This window comes from Marivita sp. (assembly GCF_048006345.1).
GTDB lineage: Bacteria > Pseudomonadota > Alphaproteobacteria > Rhodobacterales > Rhodobacteraceae > Marivita.
This window is the reverse complement of record NZ_CP180351.1, coordinates 1,172,144-1,190,244: the sequence shown is the minus strand read 5'-3', so window position 1 is coordinate 1,190,244 and position 18,101 is coordinate 1,172,144. Positions and strand designations below refer to the sequence as shown.

Here is an 18,101-nt window from a genome sequence, read left to right as displayed (position 1 = left end):
GGGCTTATCCGCCGCGCTGCCCTCGCGCGTGAAAGACAAAGCCGAGAAGGTTCATCAAAACCTGAGCGGCGAGGATCGAGGTCGATCCTGTCGGGTCGTAATCTGGGGCCACTTCGACAAGATCGATCCCAACGATCTCGTGCTTGCGAGCCACCTGTTGCAGCAGTTCGAGCACGTCGTAATAGAGGAACCCACCATGGCTCGGGGTGCCCGTGCCGGGTGCAATCGACGGGCAGAAAGCGTCGATGTCGATGGTGATATAAACCGGCGCACCTTGGGGCAGGCGGCTTGCCACACCTTCGGGGCCAAGCTTGCGGGCCTGCCGCACCGACAGGATGTCCGACCCGCGCGCGCGGGCATCCTCATAGCCCTCGCGCGCGGTAGAGCTGACATTGCGGATGCCGACCTGCGTCATACCCGAAACCCACGCCTTTTCAGAGGCGCGGCGCATCGGGTTGCCGTGGCCGTTGCGCACGCCGTGGCGTTCGTCGACGAAATCCAGATGGGCGTCGATCTGCAGGATGTGGAGCGGATCCGCGCCCTCGAACGCATCGATACAGGGAATGTTGATCGAATGGTCTCCACCGATCACCACGGGCAAAGCGCCCGCCTTGCGGATCGCCTCGACACTTTTGCGGATATTGGCGTGGCTTTGCACAGTGTCGGTATGGACAATGTCTGCATCGCCCAGATCGATAATCCGCGTGTCGGCCAGATAGGTCACGTCGTCTTCGTGATCATAGGCCCCGGCATGGCCAAAGCTGAACAGCGTCGATGCCTCACGCACGCCGCGCGGGCCGAACCGGGCACCCGCGCGCCATTGGGTGCCTGCATCAAAGGGCGCGCCAAGGATCGCCACATCGGCGTCAATCTTGCCCCAGTCCGGCTGGTACGGGCTGCGGGCAAAGGTACAGATGCCTGTAAAGGGCAGGTTCAGGCGTCCCGCCTCGTATCCATGTGCCATGGGTGTCACTCCAGTTGATCCAACGCCAGACTGCGGCACCGCTTTGCCGCCGTAAAGAGCGGATTGGGGCTTTCCCCCAAGGGCAACCCATGCAATAGGGACGTGCCTAACGATGCTGTCCGTGGAAAGGGATTCCGATGGAGATTCGCGAGGCTCTCACCTTTGATGATGTTCTGCTGGTGCCGGGGGCGTCAGAGGTTCTTCCGTCCACCGCCGACACCCGCACCTGGGTGACGAAACGCATCGCGCTGAACATCCCGCTGCTGAGCTCCGCCATGGACACGGTGACCGAAGGCCGCATGGCCATCACCATGGCACAGGCCGGCGGCATGGGGGTGATCCACAAGAACCTCAGCGTCGAACAGCAGGCGCGCGAGGTGCGGCGGGTCAAACGGTTCGAGAGCGGCATCGTCTACAGCCCCGTGACCCTGCGCGCCAATCAGACGCTGGCGGATGCCAAAGCGTTGATCGAGCGGTACAATTTCACAGGCTTCCCGGTGGTGGATGAGCAGGGCCGCGTGGTGGGCATCGTCACTAACCGCGACATGCGCTTTGCCACCTCGGACGACACGCCGGTCAGCGTGATGATGACCTCCAAGGACCTGGCGATCCTGCGCGAACCTGCCGACCGCGACGAGGCGATCAGCCTGATGAAATCGCGCCGCATCGAAAAGCTGCTGGTGGTGGATGGCAATGACAAGCTGACCGGGCTGCTGACCCTGAAGGATACGCAGCAGGCGGTGCTGAACCCGACTGCCTGCAAGGATGAACTGGGCCGGTTGCGTGTGGCGGCCGCCACCTCTGTCGGGGATGCCGGGTTCGAGCGGACAGAGGCGCTGGTGGCCGCAGGCGTGGATATCGTGGTGATCGACACGGCGCATGGTCACTCTCGCGGCGTCCTGGAGGCGGTCACCCGCGCCAAGACCCTGTCGAACGAAGTGCAGGTGATCGCTGGCAACGTGGCGACAGCCGAGGCGACCCGCGCCCTGATCGATGCAGGGGCCGATGCGGTCAAGGTCGGCATCGGACCGGGGTCGATCTGCACCACCCGCATGGTGGCAGGCGTGGGTGTGCCGCAGCTGACCGCGATCATGGATTGCGCGCGCGCTGCAGGCGACATTCCGGTTATCGCCGATGGGGGCATCAAGTTCTCGGGCGATTTCGCCAAGGCCATCGCGGCAGGTGCCTCGTGCGCCATGGTGGGAAGCATGATTGCAGGTACGGACGAGTCCCCGGCGAGGTCATCCTCTACCAGGGTCGCAGCTTCAAAGCCTATCGCGGCATGGGCTCCATCGGCGCCATGGCGCGTGGATCGGCGGATCGCTATTTCCAGAAGGACGCCGCCAGTGACAAGCTGGTGCCCGAAGGCATCGAAGGGCAGGTGCCCTACAAAGGCTCGGCCAGCGCGGTGCTGCACCAGTTGGTGGGCGGGTTGCGGGCGGCCATGGGCTATACCGGTTGTGCGACCATCGACGAGATGCGAAACAACTGCCAGTTCGTCAAGATCACAGGGGCCGGTCTTAAGGAAAGCCATGTGCATGACGTTCAGATCACGCGCGAGTCGCCGAATTACCGGCTGGCCTGAGCGGACTGACGCACGCGAATGACTCCCGCTGCACGATGGGCTGCCGCTGCGAGCATCCTTGATCAGATCGCTGCCGGAGATCCGGCGGAAAAGGCGCTGACCACATGGGCGCGCAAGTCGCGCTTTGCGGGCTCCAAGGATCGTGCGGCCATTCGCGATCATGTCTATGACATTCTGCGCTGCTGGCGCAGCACTGCGGCACTTGGTGGCGGCGAAACCGGCCGCGCGCGTGTCCTTGGCAGGCTGCGGCAAATCGGTGAAGATCCGGACGCGGTGTTTATCGGCGACGGTTATGCGCTGAGCCCCTTGTCAGAGAAAGAGCGCGAGGCTGGCCATCCGCCAATCGGAGCCGAAGCACTGGACCTTCCCGATTGGGTTTATGAACGATTTCTCAGCAGCTTGTCCGACAAAGCTGATGCAACAGCCGAAACCCTGCGCCATCGCGCGTCTGTGTTTGTCCGGGTCAACCTGCTGAAAACCGACCTTGCCTCCGCACAGGCCGCGCTGCTTGAAGACGGGATCGAAACCGTGCCGCACCCGCTGTCCGAAACCGCGCTCGAAGTGATCGAGGGCGCGCGGCGCCTGTCGCAGACCGAAGCCTTTCGGACCGGATGGGTCGAACTTCAGGATGTGGCAAGCCAGGCCGTGGTTGACGCCTTGCCTTTGACGGAAGGGATGCGCTGCCTCGACTTTTGCGCCGGAGGAGGCGGCAAAACACTCGCCTTGGCCGCGCGCCTGCGTGGACCGGTCGATGCGCATGATGCTGACCCACGCCGGATGTCGGACCTGCCGGACCGAGCCGAGCGTGCCGGGGCCACCGTGACGCGGGTCGACCGGCCCAAGGGAACCTATGACCTTGTTCTCTGTGATGTTCCCTGTTCCGGCAGCGGATCGTGGCGGCGGTCACCCGAAGGCAAATGGCGGCTCACCCCCGAGCGTTTGGACGAACTGACAGGAATTCAGGCAAAGATCCTTGATCAGGTCGCCGGACTTGTCCGCCCCGGTGGCACGCTGGCCTATGCGACATGTTCTGTGCTCACCTGCGAAAACGAGGCGCAGATCGACGGTTTTCTGTCCCGCCACTCCGAATGGCGCGTCGCAATGCAACAGCGATTTGACTTGTCTCAGGGCGGTGACGGCTTCTTCGTTGCAACGTTGACAAAAACCTGACTCCAAAATACAACTATAGCGTGCATTCCCGTTAAGTGTCGCTTAAGTTTCATGCGGTCTAAAGACAGGGAACCTTTGTGCTTGGGGCTTTGTCGATGACCGTATACGACCGCTTTGTACCCGCATCCCGACTTGCATGGCCCGCCGCTGCATGGCTGTTGGCCAGTGCTCTGGGCAGCGCTGGTCTGGCGATCATCGCGCCTGACGACCTTGTCCGCGCCGGACTTTCAGCCACCGCAGCGGCGTTCGGATTGGCGTGTCTCGTTCTGGTCGTACACCAGAAAATCCGAATGTGGTCTACGGCAAAATCTCTGAAACACATGGCGTTGCTGGTCGAACATGACATAACGCCCTGCCTCGTCACCGATCTGCAAGGAACGATATTGCAGGCCAACAGGGTCGCATCACGAACCTTCAAGATCGCCCCGGAACGGATGCTGCGCGACATCGTGGGTGAACACGTTGTCGATCCATCAGGTCTCATCCATCGCGTGCAAAGCGCCGCTTTGGTCGAGGGGATCGGTTCTGAAAAAATCGTCCTGAAGGATCGGCACCTCAGGCTCGTCGCACATCAACTTGGCCCGACAGCACTGATGTGGCGGCTCGAACTGGTGCTTGCGCGGGACGACCCGATGACCGCAACCAAGATCACTTATCCCAGCATGACCGTCGGGCGCGGTGGCACGGTTCTCTGGATGAACGCTGCGGCACGGGACCTTGCGGGCGGCCGCGTGCGGGTTGTCGAAGATCTGATCACCGATCCACCCTTGCGGCCGGGTCAAACCCACCGCGTGCGGTCCCACGGTGAGGCGCAGGAGTTCACGATCAACGTGCATCCCGCAGGCTTGGGGCGCGAAGAAGTGGTGTTTGTGCCCAACATACAGCCCTCGGATACAGCGCCTGACGACATGGGGTTCGAGGCTTTGCCAGTGCCGCTGCTCAAAGTGACGCCGCGCGGCGAGATCAGCAAAGCCAACCGCTGCGCCCGCGACTTGCTGCATGCTGATGACGGAAGCACTCACAGCCTTGCCGACCTGATGGAAGGGCTGGGACGGGCGATCCCGGATTGGCTGGCCGATGCCGCCTCGGGCAAGGGGCTGGGGCGGTCGGAATTCCTCAGACTGACGCGCCCGGACAAAGAGGTTTTTGTTCAGGTCACGCTGGCGCGGGTTGTCGAAGATGGCGAAGTACTTCTTGTGGCGGTGCTGAACGACGCAACCGAACTCAAGAGCCTCGAAGCCCAGTTTGTTCAAAGTCAGAAAATGCAGGCAATTGGCCAGCTCGCAGGCGGCGTGGCGCATGACTTCAACAATCTTTTGACTGCAATATCAGGGCATTGCGACCTGTTGCTGCTCAGGCACGATCAAGGCGACCCAGATTATGGCGACCTTGTTCAGATCCATCAGAACGCGAATCGCGCAGCAGCGCTTGTCGGGCAACTGCTGGCCTTTTCACGCAAGCAGACGCTACGGCCTGAACGGTTGGAATTGCGCGATATCCTGTCGGACTTGACACATCTGCTCAATCGTCTGGTCGGCGAAAAAACGGCACTTGATCTGCGCCAGGCCTCGGGTCTGCCGCCCATTCGCGCCGACAAGCGGCAGTTGGAACAGGTGATCCTGAATTTGGTCGTCAACGCCCGTGACGCCATGACGAAGGGCGGCACAATCCGGATCGAAACCTCTGAGCGTGTTCTGCACAAACCGATGCAGCACGGGCGCGCGCGGGTGCCCGAAGGGGCTTACGTGGTGGTGCAGGTCAAGGATGATGGGGTCGGCATCGCGCCGGACAAGCTCGAAAAAGTGTTCGAGCCTTTCTACACCACAAAACGCACCGGCGAAGGCACGGGGCTTGGCCTGTCCACCGTCTATGGAATCGTGAAGCAAACAGGCGGGTTCATCTTTGTGGACAGCACCTTGGGCAAGGGCAGCGTCTTTACCGTCATGTTCCCCGTCTGCGATGATCCGGTGATCGAAGAGCCTGTTCTGCCCGACCCGCCACGCGCTGCTCCGGCCCGGTTCGGTGAAGGGGTTGTGCTGCTGGTCGAGGACGAAGCGCCGGTGCGGGCCTTTGCATCGCGCGCCTTGGCCCATCGCGGCTTCCGCGTGATCGAAGCCAGCACCGCCGAAGACGCGCTTGATTTGCTGAAAGACGCGGATCTCAAAGTGGATGTCTTTGTAACGGATGTTGTCATGCCCGGCCTCGACGGGCCAAGCTGGGTGCGCAAGGCCCGCAAGATGCGGCCGGATGTGCCGGTGGTGTTCATGTCCGGCTACGCGGAAGACGTGTTCAAGTCACAGGGCGCACGGATCGAAGCCTCGGCGTTTCTGGCCAAGCCGTTCTCGCTGACGGAACTGACCTCGATCGTCAATCAGCAATTGGCGACACTCCCGGCACCAACCCCGGGCGCAGAGACTCACCCCTGATGGCCCCGCACCGGGATCGACTCCCACAGCGTAAATTCCGCCGCTCTTTCCCGCCGCACCAAGGCTTCGACGTCGGGTGAGGCCTGCAAATCGAGACGGGGTGAAACATTCACGCTTGGAATGTCGGGCAGATCACCAAGGCGTTCGGCAAGAAAGGCGCGCAACCCGGCCTGATCCTCGTAGCGGAAGAAATGCGAGACCGCCGTTCCGTTGGGCCGCGCCTCGACGAATTTTGCCTGATTGCCGACATTGGCGAAGGCAGGCGGAGCGTCACCACAACTGGCTTTAAGAAACGCGTCAAAGCTGTGCCCCTTGGTCGAAGTCGGCCGACCGTCAAGCGCCGGGCGCTGCCTGTATCGGTACCAGCTGCCCAGCCAATCCAGCGGTTCCCGGATGACCGCCACCAACTCCATCTCTGCTGCTCCCATCTTCTCGAACATGGGGCGGAAGAATCGATTGTACCGATAGACCGGCGCGTGTTTGAGCTCGGGCGGATCGGTGATCACCATGGACGCGCGTGGGCTCAAAGCCTGCGTATAGGCATGGGTGCCCGTCTTGGGCACCGACAACAGCACAAGCCGTTCGTTCCAAAACACCAACATATGCGCCGCTCCGATCCTTTTTGTGGCGTCATAAACCACTCCTTAACCAAAGCGCGCAACAGTGCATGTGAAAATAAACATTGAAATGTTCGCGTTTTGATCTCATAAAGCACGAGAACAAGAGGCGAACAAAAGCAGCAATTGCCGCCCCGGACGGGGTGTGGAATAAGGATCAAAAGCAATGGCAACGGCAGATCTTCTTACCATGGACAGCAAGCGGGACGCGAACAAACAAAAGGCGCTCGATTCGGCGTTGGCCCAGATCGAACGCCAGTTCGGCAAAGGCTCGATCATGAAGCTGGGTGGCGACAATGCCATGCGCGACATCGAGGCGACATCGACCGGATCGCTTGGTCTGGACATCGCGCTTGGCATCGGCGGCCTTCCGAAGGGTCGGATCATCGAAATCTACGGCCCTGAAAGCTCGGGCAAGACCACGCTTACGCTGCATTCCGTGGCCGAAGAGCAGAAAAAAGGCGGCGTCTGCGCCTTTGTCGATGCGGAACACGCGCTTGACCCACAATACGCGAAAAAGCTGGGTGTCGACCTGAACGAATTGCTGATTTCCCAGCCTGACACTGGTGAACAGGCGCTTGAGATCGTGGATACGCTGGTGCGTTCCGGCGCGGTCAGCCTCGTGGTGGTCGACTCGGTTGCGGCCCTGACCCCGAAATCCGAACTTGAAGGCGATATGGGCGACAGCAGCGTCGGTGTGCATGCCCGCCTGATGAGCCAGGCGATGCGCAAGCTGACAAGCTCGATTTCCCGCTCGAACTGCATGGTCATCTTCATCAACCAGATCCGTATGAAGATCGGTGTGATGTTCGGCAGCCCTGAAACCACAACGGGCGGCAACGCGCTCAAGTTCTATAGCTCGGTCCGTCTGGACATCCGCCGCATCGGGTCGATCAAGGACCGCGACGAAGTGGTCGGCAACGCGACCCGCGTAAAGGTCGTCAAGAACAAGGTGGCACCCCCCTTCAAGCAGGTGGAATTCGACATCATGTATGGCGAAGGCATCTCGAAAACCGGGGAGTTGATCGACCTTGGTGTCAAGGCCGGCGTGGTCGAAAAATCGGGTGCCTGGTACTCCTACGGCGACGAACGGATCGGGCAGGGGCGCGAAAACGCCAAGACCTTCCTCAAGGAAAACACCGCGATGGCGCTGGAGATCGAAGACAAGATCCGCGCAGCTCACGGGCTCGATTTCGACATGTCCTCGTCCGATGACGACGAAACACCGGACGACATCATAGACAACTGATCTCACGCAGATGGCGACTGCAGAAACGCCCCGGGTTCAGACATGAATCCGAGAATACTCGGAACAGGGTGGCGGATGCGCCACCCTGTTTCCGTTTCAGCGTGACCTCTGCTGTGGACAGCCCCTCTGGCAAGGGCTATTTCAGGCCGAACCCGGATTGCCCGGACCCCGAATACCTTGCAGGTCAGGTCACACATGCCCACGCTGAACGATATCCGCTCCACGTTTCTGAACTACTTTGAAAAACAGGGTCACGAGGTTGTTGCCTCAAGTCCGCTTGTGCCCCGCAATGACCCGACACTGATGTTCGCGAACTCGGGCATGGTGCAGTTCAAGAACCTGTTTACCGGCGTCGAACACCGCGACTACAAACGCGCGACCACCGCGCAGAAATGTGTGCGCGCGGGCGGCAAGCACAATGACCTCGACAATGTGGGATATACCGCGCGCCACCACACGTTCTTTGAAATGCTGGGGAATTTCAGCTTTGGCGACTACTTCAAGGAAGAGGCGATTCCGTTCGCATGGGAATTGATCACCAAACATTTCGGCATCCCGGCCGAGCGTTTGTATGTCACGATCTACCACACAGATGACGAAGCCTTCGAGATCTGGAAAAAGGTCGGCGTGCCGGAAAGCCGGATCATCCGCATCGCCACATCGGACAATTTCTGGCAGATGGGCCCAACCGGCCCTTGCGGCCCCTGCACCGAGATTTTCTACGACCATGGCGACCACATCTGGGGTGGCCCTCCGGGAAGCCCCGAGGAAGATGGCGACCGGTTCATCGAGATCTGGAACATCGTCTTCATGCAAAACGAGCAGTTCGAGGATGGCTCGATGCGGGCGCTCGATATGCAGTCGATCGACACAGGCATGGGTCTAGAGCGGATTGGCGCGCTCTTGCAGGGCAGCCACGACAATTACAACACCGACACGATGCGCGCGCTGATCGAGGCATCGGCGGATGTGACATCAAGCGACCCCGATGGTCCGGGCAAGACGCATCATCGTGTGATCGCCGATCACCTGCGGTCCACCTCGTTCCTCATCGCCGATGGCGTGATGCCGTCGAACGACGGGCGCGGTTACGTTCTGCGCCGGATCATGCGCCGTGCGATGCGTCATGCGCATTTGCTGGGCTCTCAGGATCCGGTCATGCACAAGTTGGTCCCGGCACTTGTCCGCCAGATGGGTGCGGCCTATCCGGAACTGCCGCGCGCACAGGCGTTGATCGAGGAAACGCTGCGGTTGGAAGAGACACGGTTCAAGCAGACGCTGGATCGTGGCCTCAAACTGCTGGACGAGGAATTGGCCGGCCTGGGCGAAGATGCCCCGCTGCCGGGCGCTGCCGCGTTCAAACTGTATGACACCTACGGCTTCCCGCTTGACCTGACGCAGGACGCACTGCGCGAAAAGGGCCGGACGGTGGACACCGACGGGTTCGATGCGGCCATGGCTGAACAGAAGGCCAAGGCACGTGCAGCATGGTCGGGCACAGGCGAATCCGCCGATCTCGCGATCTGGTTCGATCTGGCGGAAACCCACGGTGCAACTGATTTTCTTGGCTATGACACCGAGACCGCCGAAGGACAGATGCTGGCGCTAATCAAGGATGGCGCGGTGGTGGATGCGTTGGCGACGGGCGAATCCGGCTGGATCGTGCTGAACCAGACGCCGTTCTATGGTGAATCCGGTGGTCAGGTGGGCGACACGGGCTGGCTGCGCCGCCTTGAAGACGAAGACGATCAGGCCGAAGTGAGCGACACCCAGCGCATGGGTGGCGGCAAGGTGTTTGCGCATCACGTGACCATCAAAAGCGGGACGTTCAAGAAGGGCGAAGCGGTTCAGCTTGAGGTGGATCACAGCCGCCGCACGTCGATCCGTGCGAACCATTCAGCCACGCACCTGCTGCACGAGGCGCTGCGCCGCGCGCTTGGCGATCACGTCGCGCAGCGCGGGTCGCTCAATGCGCCGGATCGACTGCGGTTCGATTTCAGCCACGGCAAGGCGCTAACGCAAGACGAACTGCGGCAAGTCGAGGCCGAGGTGAACGCCTATATCCGCCAGAACGCTCCTGTCGAGACACGGATCATGACCCCGGATGACGCCCGCGCCATCGGGGCGCAAGCGCTGTTCGGCGAGAAATACGGCGACGAGGTGCGCGTCGTGTCGATGGGCACGCAAACGGGCTCGGGCAAGGGCGCGGATGGCAATACCTACTCGCTGGAGCTTTGCGGAGGTACCCATGTGCGGCGCACGGGCGACATCGGCGTGTTCGTCACGCTCGGCGATTCCGCATCCAGCGCGGGTGTCCGCCGGATCGAGGCGCTGACCGGGGCGGATGCGTTCCGCTACCTGTCCGAGCAGGATCACCGTCTGACCGAAGTGGCGCTGGAGCTGAAGGCGCAGGCCACGGACGTGCCCGCAAGGGTGCGCGCGCTGCTGGACGAGCGCAAGGCACTGTCGAACGAGGTGGCACAGTTGCGCCGCGAACTGGCGATGGCCGGTGGCTCGGGGCAGGGCGGTGGCGCCGAGGCCCGCGAGATCAACGGCGTGAAGTTCCTCGCACAGGTTCTGTCGGGCGTGTCAGGCAAGGACCTGCCCCCCCTGATCGACGAGCACAAATCACGGATCGGGTCGGGCGCGGTTCTTTTGATCGCAGACACAGGTGACAAGGCGGCTGTGGCGGCCGGCGTGACCTCGGATCTGACTGGGGCCATTTCCGCAGTTGATCTGGTCAAAGCGGCTGTGACAGAATTGGGTGGCAAGGGCGGCGGTGGCCGTCCGGACATGGCGCAGGGCGGTGGTGCCTCGGCCGAGAATGCCGACGCCGCGATCAAGGCCGCCGAAGCCGTTTTGGGAGGATAAACCATGCCCGCACTCTGGATTGCCCATGTCACGGTGACGGACCCCGAGTCCTACGCAAAATATGCCGAGCTGGCCGGTCCTGCGATTGCCAAACATGGTGGACACTTCATTGCCCGTGGTGGCCGCTATGTGCAGCTTGAAGGGCAGGAACGGCCGCGGAATGTCGTGGCCAAGTTCCCCTCGGTGGAAGCGGCAGAGGCCTGCTATAATAGCCCGGAGTACCAGAAGGCGCTCGACCATGCGCGGGATGCGTCCGAGCGGGAATTGCTGATCGTCGAAACCACCGAGTGATCCCCCTCAAAGACCTGATGTCCCGCCATGCGCAGGACGGATGTCTGGATTGGATCGGCGTGCGCCCCGCGCGGCTTGCCGATCTTGTCTCTCTGAACGAGGTCGAATTCGCACTTGATGGGTTGGACGGCGATCACGCCCGGCCCGGAAAACGCGCAGTCACCCTGATTCAGGCAGAACATATCCCGGTGATTGCCGCGCTTGCGAAGCACGCGCGCCTTGCGCCGGAAATTCTCAGACGCAATCTGGTTGTGTCCGGTCTGAATCTGTCCGCGCTGCGCGGTGCCGTCATTTCGGTCGGCAGCGCACATCTTTGCATCACAACCGTCTGTGCGCCGTGTTCACGGATGGAAGGCGCGTTGGGACATGGCGGTTACAGCGCGATGCGCGGCCATGGTGGCTGGTGTGCGGAGGTGGCGAAACCGGGCCGCGCCAAAATTGGCGACCCGGTTTGCGTTGTGGAGCATGACCCGTAATCAGGATCCGGGCGTCTTGGACATCCGCTTGCGTTCGTGCGGATCGAGGTAGCGCTTGCGCAGACGGATCGCGTTGGGCGTCACTTCGACCAGTTCGTCGTCGTTGATATAGGCGATGGCTTCTTCCAGCGAGAGCGTGATCGGCGTGGTGAGGCGCACGGCTTCGTCGGTGCCGGACGCCCGGACGTTGGTGAGCTTTTTACCCTTGAGCGGGTTCACTTCCAGATCATTGTCGCGGCTGTGCTCGCCAATGATCATGCCTGTGTAGACGGCTTCCTGCGCACCGATCATCATACGACCACGGTCTTCGAGGTTCCAAAGCGCATAAGCGACCGACACACCGTTTTCCATCGAGATCAGAACACCTGCGCGCCGACCCGGAATTGGGCCTTTGTGCGGGGTCCAGCCGTGGAAGACGCGGTTGAGAACACCCGTGCCGCGCGTGTCGGTCAGGAATTCACCGTGATAGCCGATCAACCCGCGCGACGGGACATGGGCGATGATGCGGGTCTTGCCAACACCGGCAGGGCGCATTTCGACCAGTTCGCCTTTGCGCGCGCCGGTCAGCTTTTCGATCACCGCACCGGAATAGTCATCATCGACGTCGATGGTCGCTTCTTCAACGGGTTCCAGCAGCTTGCCGTTTTCGTCTTCCTTCATGATGACCTGCGGGCGCGAGATCGATAGTTCGAACCCTTCGCGGCGCATGTTTTCAATCAGAACACCCATCTGGAGTTCGCCACGGCCCGACACCTCAAAGGCTTCGCCGCCGGGAGTGTCCTTGATCTTGATCGCGACGTTGGATTCCGCCTCTTTCATCAGACGGTCACGGATCACGCGGGATTGCACCTTCTTGCCATCACGACCGGCAAGCGGGCTGTCATTGATGCCAAAGGTGACGGTGATGGTGGGCGGATCAATCGGCTGCGCTTCAAGCGGTTCTTCCACAGCCAGCGCACAGATCGTGTCGGCCACGGTGGCCTTTGACATGCCCGCGATGCTGACGATGTCGCCCGCCAACGCCTCTTCGATGTCCTGCATGCCAAGGCCACGGAACGCCTGAATCTTGGTGACACGGAACTGTTCGATCTTCTGACCCACACGGCTGAGCGCCTGAACCGTGGCACCCACCTTGAGACGGCCGGACTCAACGCGGCCGGTCAGGATGCGGCCCACAAACGGGTCGGAGCCCAGCGTGGTGGCCAGCATGCGGAAATCGTCATTCTGGTGCTTGATCTGCTTGGGTGCAGGCACGTGGTCGACGATCAGCTTGAACAGAGCATCGAGGTTCTTGCGTGGACCTTCAAGCGTGGTGTCGGCCCAGCCGGAACGGCCCGAGGCGTACATGTGCGGGAAATCAAGCTGGTCCTCGTTGGCGTCAAGGTTGGCAAAGAGGTCAAAACACTCGTCCAGCGCGCGGTCGGGTTCAGCGTCGGGCTTGTCGACTTTGTTCAGCACCACGATGGGACGCAGACCAAGCGCCAGCGCCTTGGAGGTCACGAATTTTGTCTGCGGCATCGGGCCTTCGGCGGCGTCCACAAGCAGAACAACGCCGTCAACCATCGACAGGATGCGCTCCACCTCACCGCCGAAATCGGCGTGACCGGGAGTGTCGACGATGTTGATGCGCGTGCCTTTCCATTCAACCGAAGTTGCCTTGGCCAGAATGGTGATGCCGCGTTCGCGTTCGAGGTCGTTGCTGTCCATTGCGCGTTCGGCGACAGCCTGGTTGGCGCGGAACGCGCCCGATTGTTTCAGCAGTTCGTCAACCAGCGTCGTCTTGCCGTGGTCAACGTGAGCGATGATCGCAATGTTGCGAAGGTCCATGAATCTTTGTCTCGTACAGGGAAGAGTTGGCCGGGGGTTACAAGGGACCGTCAAGGAAGGCCAGCAAAAAAGCCCGGTGATATGGGTGTTGCCGTTCAGCCCCCACAGGTTCCTCACGAGAGAGTGACAGGGAACCGGCAATAAAGCACTGACGGCATGGGCTTTTTGGGCGGGCTTTGGCCGGAAAACCGCCCGTTTGAAGAAAGCTCTGCCCATGACGTTGAAACGCGATCAAGGGTGCCGACGTTGAGACAACAGCACGGCAGGACGCATCTGCGCCTGCCGTGATCAATGAGGCAAACGAGAAAGGAACTCTCATGAAACGCATTCTGCTTGGAACGGCCCTTGTGGCCACAGCAGCAACCTCCGCTTATGCAGGCAGCGCCGATCCGGCCCCTGTGGAGCCGATGATCGTGGAACCCGTCACTGTGGCTCCGGCCCCGATGGGGGGCGACTGGACAGGTGCCTATGGCGGTCTGAGCTTTGGCAACCTGTCTGCTGAGGCCGACGGCGGTCTTGACGACAGCGAAGCGGTCTATGGCGTCTTCGGTGGCTATGACTATGACTTCGGTCAATTCGTTGTTGGTGGTGAACTCGATTACCAGACCGGCGAAGACATCCAGTTGGGCGGGATCGAGGTCGACGACATCCTGCGTGCGAAGGTCCGTGGCGGCTACGACCTTGGCCAGACATTGGTTTATGCCACCGTCGGTGCGGCACAGCTGAACACCAATATCGGCGATGATACCGGCTTCGTTGGCGGTCTGGGTGTCGAATACAAAGTGACCGAGCAGTTCACCGTGGGTGGGGAATACCTGGCCCACCGCTTTGACGATTTCGACGGGACAGGCGTCGATGTCGATGCGGATACGGTGTCGATCCGGGGCAGCTTCCGCTTCTGATGCCACCCTTGGTCGCAAGGCACGAAACGCGCATCGGTCCCTCCGGTGCGCGTTTTTTAATGGGTTGCGGTGCCCGAGAAGAGATTGATGACCAGTATGCCCGCCATGATCAGGCCAATCCCGAGGATCGCTGCCAGATCAAGCTTCTGCCCAAAAACCGCAAATCCAATGACCGCGATAAACACGATCCCCATGCCTGACCACATGGCGTAGGCGATGCCGACTGGAAAGGTCCTGAGCGCGATGGCGAGAAGATAGAACGCCACCCCATAAGCCACCACCACAATGACCGAGGGCAGGGGGCGGCTGAACTGCTGGCTGGCCTGCAACGCGGTGGTGCCGATGGTTTCCGCCAGAACGGCGAAGATGAGGATGACATAGGGCATGGCGATCTCCTGTGGGACAGGAACTTCATGGCCCATAGCGTCCGGGGGGACCAGCCCCCCGGAGCACTTCTTCAGGTCAATTCAGATGAATGTTGAATCGGCTGCGGATTACGGCGTCGACATCCGGCGCAAACCGGGCGCGGGCAGGTTTCGACAGGATCTTCTCTTTCCGCTCGGTCGCCTTGTTCACGAGGATCGGCTGGCCTTGCTCCACCCATTCCTTGGGCGATGCGCGGTTGCCCAGCACCGGGTAGACATAATCGCGCTGCATCCGGTTCAGTGTGTCATCGCTGCCAAGATAATGGCCCGGCCCGCCAAGGCATGTGGCGCGCATGACCTCAAGGCTCAGGTCGTCCTCGGTCACTTCGATCCCGCGCACACAGCGCATCGCCTGACCGATCAGGTCATCGCCCAAAATCAGGCTTTCGTGGCAGAAGCCCAGAAGCGAGGCATGCATCCCGGCGGCTTCGTACACCATGTTAAGACCCGCAAGCCCGGCCATGACGTTGGAACACATCTGTTCCCAGCCCGCCTGCATATCCGGCAGCTTGGCGTCGGCAATCCCTGCCGCCGCACCTCCGCACAGGCCATAGTAGCGGTGCATCTGCGCGCAGCCCGCCGTCAACAGCGCCTGTTCGCCAGATCCGCCCGACATGGCGCCTGTGCGCAAATCCGACACGAAAGGCCATGTGCCGAAGATCACCGGATGGCCAGGCGCCATGGCGTTGACATAGACGACACCTGCCAGACATTCCGCAACCGCCTGCACGATGGCCCCGGCGATCGACGCAGGGGCGGTCGCCCCGGCCTGACCCGCGCTGAGCAGCAGAACGGGCATGCCGCCGCGAATACAGGCCTCCATAACCTGACAGGCCTCGGTCGCGAATTTCATCGGTGGGACGACGAAACAGTTGGAGTTCGACACAAAGGGCCGGGCGCGCCACGCGTCTTCGCCCCCTGCGATCAGGTGAAGCAGTTCGAACGCGTCGGGCACAAAGGACGGTTCGGTAAAGGACACGCCGACATGTTTGTAGGTGCCGGAACAGCAGGCATAGATGGTGTTGAGGTCCATCTCCTTGTTGTCCAGAATATCCCGCGCCACCATCGGACGCTGCAGGAAATGGATGTTGTCCAACTGGTCCGCGATGCGGGCGGCGTCGTGCAGATCCTGCACCGTGCTTTCGCGGTAATGTCCGGTCTCCACGTCGACCATGTGCACCGCAGCACCAGCCGTCCCGTAATGGACGCGGGTGCCCGAGAGGTCGAGGTCATAGAGCGGATCGCGACCGCACAGGGTCACGGACCGATTGGTCAGTGCCAGCATGTCTTCGACCAGCGCACGCGGGAAACGGATGCGTCCATCGTCACCCAGCACCGCTCCGGCCTTGGTCATGATCTCGATGCCAGAGGCCGGGGCTTCGGAGAGGCCGATCTCTTCCAGAGCGGTCAGGGCGGCATTGTGGATGCGGTCCATATCCGCAGGGTCAAGCGGCGTGTAACGGCCACCGGACATGCCCGCACGGATGGGGCGGAGGTTGTCGGCCAGGGGATTTGCGCGTGCTTCACGCCGGGCAGCACGGCCACCGGCGCGACGAGGGGACAGATCAGTCATGGGATGTCTCTTGTGAAGGGGAATGCTGGGTCGGATCGGAAGGCAAACCGATCAGGGACGACCCCGGGCAGCGCGTCCCCGCCGCGCCCCGATGGTGCGCAGAACAAGTGTCAGGGCGGAACGATCACCGCGCATCTGCATCTCCATATTGATGCAAAGATGCTGCCTTCAGCGAGCCTCGCAATCTGCGCTGATTGCGACAAGGTGTCGTTTTTGTCTGTTTCTTGTGCAGAAGCGGATCAGGATCGCGCCACGTACCGATCGCGACGATGGTTCACGGTGATGATCATGTTCAGAATCACCGCTCCCAGAAGCGACCAGATCACCACGTCCGCTGGAAGAATCCAAAAGGCGAAGCCGAACACGAAGACGTCAAACAACAGCTGCGTGTTTCCTGCCTGAATGCCACGTGTGTCCTGCAACCAAAGCGCCACGACACCCACACCGCCCAGTGTTGCCCCATGCCGGATCAGCGACAAAAGCCCGATCCCCGCCAATACGCCACCCACCACCGCGCTAAGTGCCGGGTGCACCATGTCGAGGGTTAGAACATAGGGGAAAAGTTCGGAGATCGTGGACATCAGCGCGACCGCGGCAAAGGTCTTGAGCGTGAAGGTCCAGCCAAGCTGATAGACCGCAAGAATGTAGAAAGGCAGGTTCAGCACGAAGAAGACCGCCCCGAAAGGCCAGTTGGTTGCATAGCTTGTAATCAACGCAAGCCCGGCAATCTGCCCGGTGATCAGGTTGGCCTGAGACAGGAACTGGATCGCGAGCGCCACAAGGGTGGCCCCGATCAGGATGCCCTGGATGTCTTCAAGAACCGTGTGACGGTCTGCGGGTGGTTTGCTGAGCAGAAACATAGGTCAGCAATTATGACATATTTTCCGAATGTCAAGTCGCTCACCACCGGCCAGAGGCGCCACCCCCGCCGGATCGTCCGCCGCCGAAACTGCCCCCGGATGACGACGACACGCGGGACACCGTGAACCGGCGAACGTCGCGGTAGCTGCATTGACTGCACCGTGTGATCGCCTCGCCAGCGCCTTCGCTGGTCTTCGTCGCCTTGCGCAAGGTCTTTCGCGTTCGGCTCAGGGCGCGGCTTCCGCAATTCGGGCAGCGCCGCAAGCGGGTCATCAGGTCGCCAATGAACCGGCGCGCCACGATCAGGAAACCGCCGATCAAGGACACCACAACCATCCATGTCGAGATCGTATCATCCGATACAGGCGCTTCGGATCCCCCCGAGAATGGCAGCGCAATGGAGGCGATCACATCTTCGACCCCGTCGGTGATGCCGGTGGCGTAGTCGTCATTTGAAAACGCTGGCAGGAAGGATCGGTTGATGACATCCGCCGCGACACGATCCCAGTCGCGCCCATAACCCGCGCCCAGTTCGATGCGCATGGCACGGTCTTCGGAAAGGACCATCACAAGGATACCGTCGTTGCGGGTGGCATCGCCGATGCCCCAGTGATTGAAGAGACCCGTGGCAAAGCTTTCAAGTGTCTCGTCCGGCGCGTAGGGTATTTGCGAGGGCAAGGTGAGGACGGCAAATTCGATACCCGTGTCTGCCCGCAATCCAGAAAGCCGCGCATCCAGCGCCGCTTCCTCGGCATCGCTCAGGAGATCGGCCCTGTCGGTGATCGTGGTGCGTTCGTGATCCGGGTAGGACTGCGCCCAGAGCGGAGCCGCAAGAAACAGGAAAACCGCGAACCACCGCATCGT

14 protein-coding genes and 1 pseudogene are annotated in these 18,101 nt (G+C 61.3%); 8 read left to right on the top strand and 7 right to left on the bottom strand.

The window, feature by feature from the left end; genetic code table 11:
* Positions 1 to 4: 4 nt before the first annotated feature.
* Positions 5 to 964: an agmatinase gene (locus ACMVPR_RS05905; protein WP_416882093.1), complete on the bottom strand. Its 960-nt coding sequence runs from the start codon at positions 962 to 964 to the stop codon at positions 5 to 7.
* 137 nt (positions 965 to 1,101) lie between these two features.
* Here ACMVPR_RS05905 and guaB point away from each other — a divergent pair.
* The 3 genes and pseudogenes from guaB to ACMVPR_RS05890 form a co-directional block, all read left to right on the top strand.
* Positions 1,102 to 2,444, top strand: a pseudogene (gene guaB / locus ACMVPR_RS05900) (IMP dehydrogenase); the annotation flags it as partial.
* Positions 2,445 to 2,567: 123 nt separating this feature from the next.
* On the top strand, positions 2,568 to 3,719 hold the full coding sequence (locus ACMVPR_RS05895; protein WP_416882092.1) for an RsmB/NOP family class I SAM-dependent RNA methyltransferase: 1,152 nt from the start codon (positions 2,568 to 2,570) through the stop codon (positions 3,717 to 3,719).
* A 95-nt stretch (positions 3,720 to 3,814) separates the two neighbouring features.
* A complete protein-coding gene (locus ACMVPR_RS05890; RefSeq protein ID WP_416882091.1) occupies positions 3,815 to 6,145 on the top strand; it encodes an ATP-binding protein in 2,331 nt (776 codons plus the stop codon).
* Here the strand turns inward: ACMVPR_RS05890 and ACMVPR_RS05885 are convergent.
* Positions 6,136 to 6,747 (bottom strand): gamma-glutamyl kinase, encoded by a 612-nt coding sequence (locus tag ACMVPR_RS05885; protein WP_416882090.1) that lies wholly within the window; start codon positions 6,745 to 6,747, stop codon positions 6,136 to 6,138. The genes ACMVPR_RS05890 and ACMVPR_RS05885 overlap by 10 nt on opposite strands.
* Positions 6,748 to 6,928: 181 nt before the next feature.
* Here ACMVPR_RS05885 and recA point away from each other — a divergent pair, with 181 nt between their 5' ends.
* The 4 genes from recA to ACMVPR_RS05865 all read left to right on the top strand — a co-directional run bounded on the left by recA (position 6,929) and on the right by ACMVPR_RS05865 (position 11,649).
* A complete protein-coding gene (recA, locus tag ACMVPR_RS05880) occupies positions 6,929 to 8,011 on the top strand; it encodes a recombinase RecA (protein WP_292265736.1) in 1,083 nt (360 codons plus the stop codon).
* A gap of 195 nt (positions 8,012 to 8,206) precedes the next feature.
* The gene (gene alaS / locus ACMVPR_RS05875) at positions 8,207 to 10,882 is read left to right on the top strand and encodes an alanine--tRNA ligase (protein WP_416882089.1); all 2,676 of its coding nucleotides are present in this window, start codon (positions 8,207 to 8,209) and stop codon (positions 10,880 to 10,882) included.
* Positions 10,883 to 10,885: 3 nt separating this feature from the next.
* The gene (locus ACMVPR_RS05870; protein WP_292265730.1) at positions 10,886 to 11,173 is read left to right on the top strand and encodes a DUF1330 domain-containing protein; all 288 of its coding nucleotides are present in this window, start codon (positions 10,886 to 10,888) and stop codon (positions 11,171 to 11,173) included.
* Positions 11,170 to 11,649 carry an MOSC domain-containing protein gene (locus tag ACMVPR_RS05865; protein ID WP_416882088.1) on the top strand — a complete coding sequence of 160 codons (480 nt, stop codon included), beginning with the start codon at positions 11,170 to 11,172 and terminating at the stop codon, positions 11,647 to 11,649. Before ACMVPR_RS05870 ends, ACMVPR_RS05865 begins: the two co-directional genes overlap by 4 nt.
* On the opposite strand, the gene typA is transcribed toward ACMVPR_RS05865, so the two are convergent.
* Positions 11,650 to 13,476 (bottom strand): translational GTPase TypA, encoded by a 1,827-nt coding sequence (typA, locus tag ACMVPR_RS05860; protein ID WP_416882087.1) that lies wholly within the window; start codon positions 13,474 to 13,476, stop codon positions 11,650 to 11,652.
* 317 nt (positions 13,477 to 13,793) lie between these two features.
* On the opposite strand from typA, the gene ACMVPR_RS05855 reads away from it, so the two are divergent.
* On the top strand, positions 13,794 to 14,378 hold the full coding sequence (locus ACMVPR_RS05855; RefSeq protein ID WP_292265725.1) for an outer membrane protein: 585 nt from the start codon (positions 13,794 to 13,796) through the stop codon (positions 14,376 to 14,378).
* Positions 14,379 to 14,434: 56 nt separating this feature from the next.
* On the opposite strand, the gene ACMVPR_RS05850 is transcribed toward ACMVPR_RS05855, so the two are convergent.
* The 4 genes from ACMVPR_RS05850 to ACMVPR_RS05835 form a co-directional block, all read right to left on the bottom strand.
* Complete coding sequence (locus ACMVPR_RS05850; RefSeq protein ID WP_300585798.1) at positions 14,435 to 14,764, bottom strand: DMT family transporter; 330 nt, start codon at positions 14,762 to 14,764, stop codon at positions 14,435 to 14,437.
* 76 nt (positions 14,765 to 14,840) lie between these two features.
* Positions 14,841 to 16,376, bottom strand: a complete 1,536-nt coding sequence (locus tag ACMVPR_RS05845; RefSeq protein WP_416882086.1) for a trimethylamine methyltransferase family protein — start codon at positions 16,374 to 16,376, stop codon at positions 14,841 to 14,843.
* A 239-nt stretch (positions 16,377 to 16,615) separates the two neighbouring features.
* Entirely contained in the window at positions 16,616 to 17,236 is a 621-nt protein-coding gene (locus ACMVPR_RS05840) for a YitT family protein (protein ID WP_416882085.1), read from the bottom strand.
* A 40-nt stretch (positions 17,237 to 17,276) separates the two neighbouring features.
* A complete protein-coding gene (locus ACMVPR_RS05835) occupies positions 17,277 to 18,098 on the bottom strand; it encodes a TPM domain-containing protein (protein ID WP_416882084.1) in 822 nt (273 codons plus the stop codon).
* Positions 18,099 to 18,101 lie beyond the last annotated feature (3 nt).

Excerpts from the sequence above, each read along its gene's own strand:
- ACMVPR_RS05905 (WP_416882093.1), bottom strand. The coding sequence starts at position 964 with ATGGCACATGGATACGAGGCGGGACGCCTGAACCTGCCCTTTACAGGC.
- ACMVPR_RS05835 (WP_416882084.1), bottom strand. The coding sequence starts at position 18,098 with ATGCGGTGGTTCGCGGTTTTCCTGTTTCTTGCGGCTCCGCTCTGGGCG.
- ACMVPR_RS05850 (WP_300585798.1), bottom strand. The coding sequence starts at position 14,764 with ATGCCCTATGTCATCCTCATCTTCGCCGTTCTGGCGGAAACCATCGGC.
- ACMVPR_RS05890 (WP_416882091.1), top strand. The coding sequence starts at position 3,815 with ATGACCGTATACGACCGCTTTGTACCCGCATCCCGACTTGCATGGCCC.
- ACMVPR_RS05895 (WP_416882092.1), top strand. The coding sequence starts at position 2,568 with ATGACTCCCGCTGCACGATGGGCTGCCGCTGCGAGCATCCTTGATCAG.
- recA (WP_292265736.1), top strand. The coding sequence starts at position 6,929 with ATGGCAACGGCAGATCTTCTTACCATGGACAGCAAGCGGGACGCGAAC.
- ACMVPR_RS05840 (WP_416882085.1), bottom strand. The coding sequence starts at position 17,236 with ATGTTTCTGCTCAGCAAACCACCCGCAGACCGTCACACGGTTCTTGAA.
- ACMVPR_RS05870 (WP_292265730.1), top strand. The coding sequence starts at position 10,886 with ATGCCCGCACTCTGGATTGCCCATGTCACGGTGACGGACCCCGAGTCC.
- alaS (WP_416882089.1), top strand. The coding sequence starts at position 8,207 with ATGCCCACGCTGAACGATATCCGCTCCACGTTTCTGAACTACTTTGAA.
- ACMVPR_RS05885 (WP_416882090.1), bottom strand. The coding sequence starts at position 6,747 with ATGTTGGTGTTTTGGAACGAACGGCTTGTGCTGTTGTCGGTGCCCAAG.
- typA (WP_416882087.1), bottom strand. The coding sequence starts at position 13,476 with ATGGACCTTCGCAACATTGCGATCATCGCTCACGTTGACCACGGCAAG.
- ACMVPR_RS05845 (WP_416882086.1), bottom strand. The coding sequence starts at position 16,376 with ATGACTGATCTGTCCCCTCGTCGCGCCGGTGGCCGTGCTGCCCGGCGT.
- ACMVPR_RS05855 (WP_292265725.1), top strand. The coding sequence starts at position 13,794 with ATGAAACGCATTCTGCTTGGAACGGCCCTTGTGGCCACAGCAGCAACC.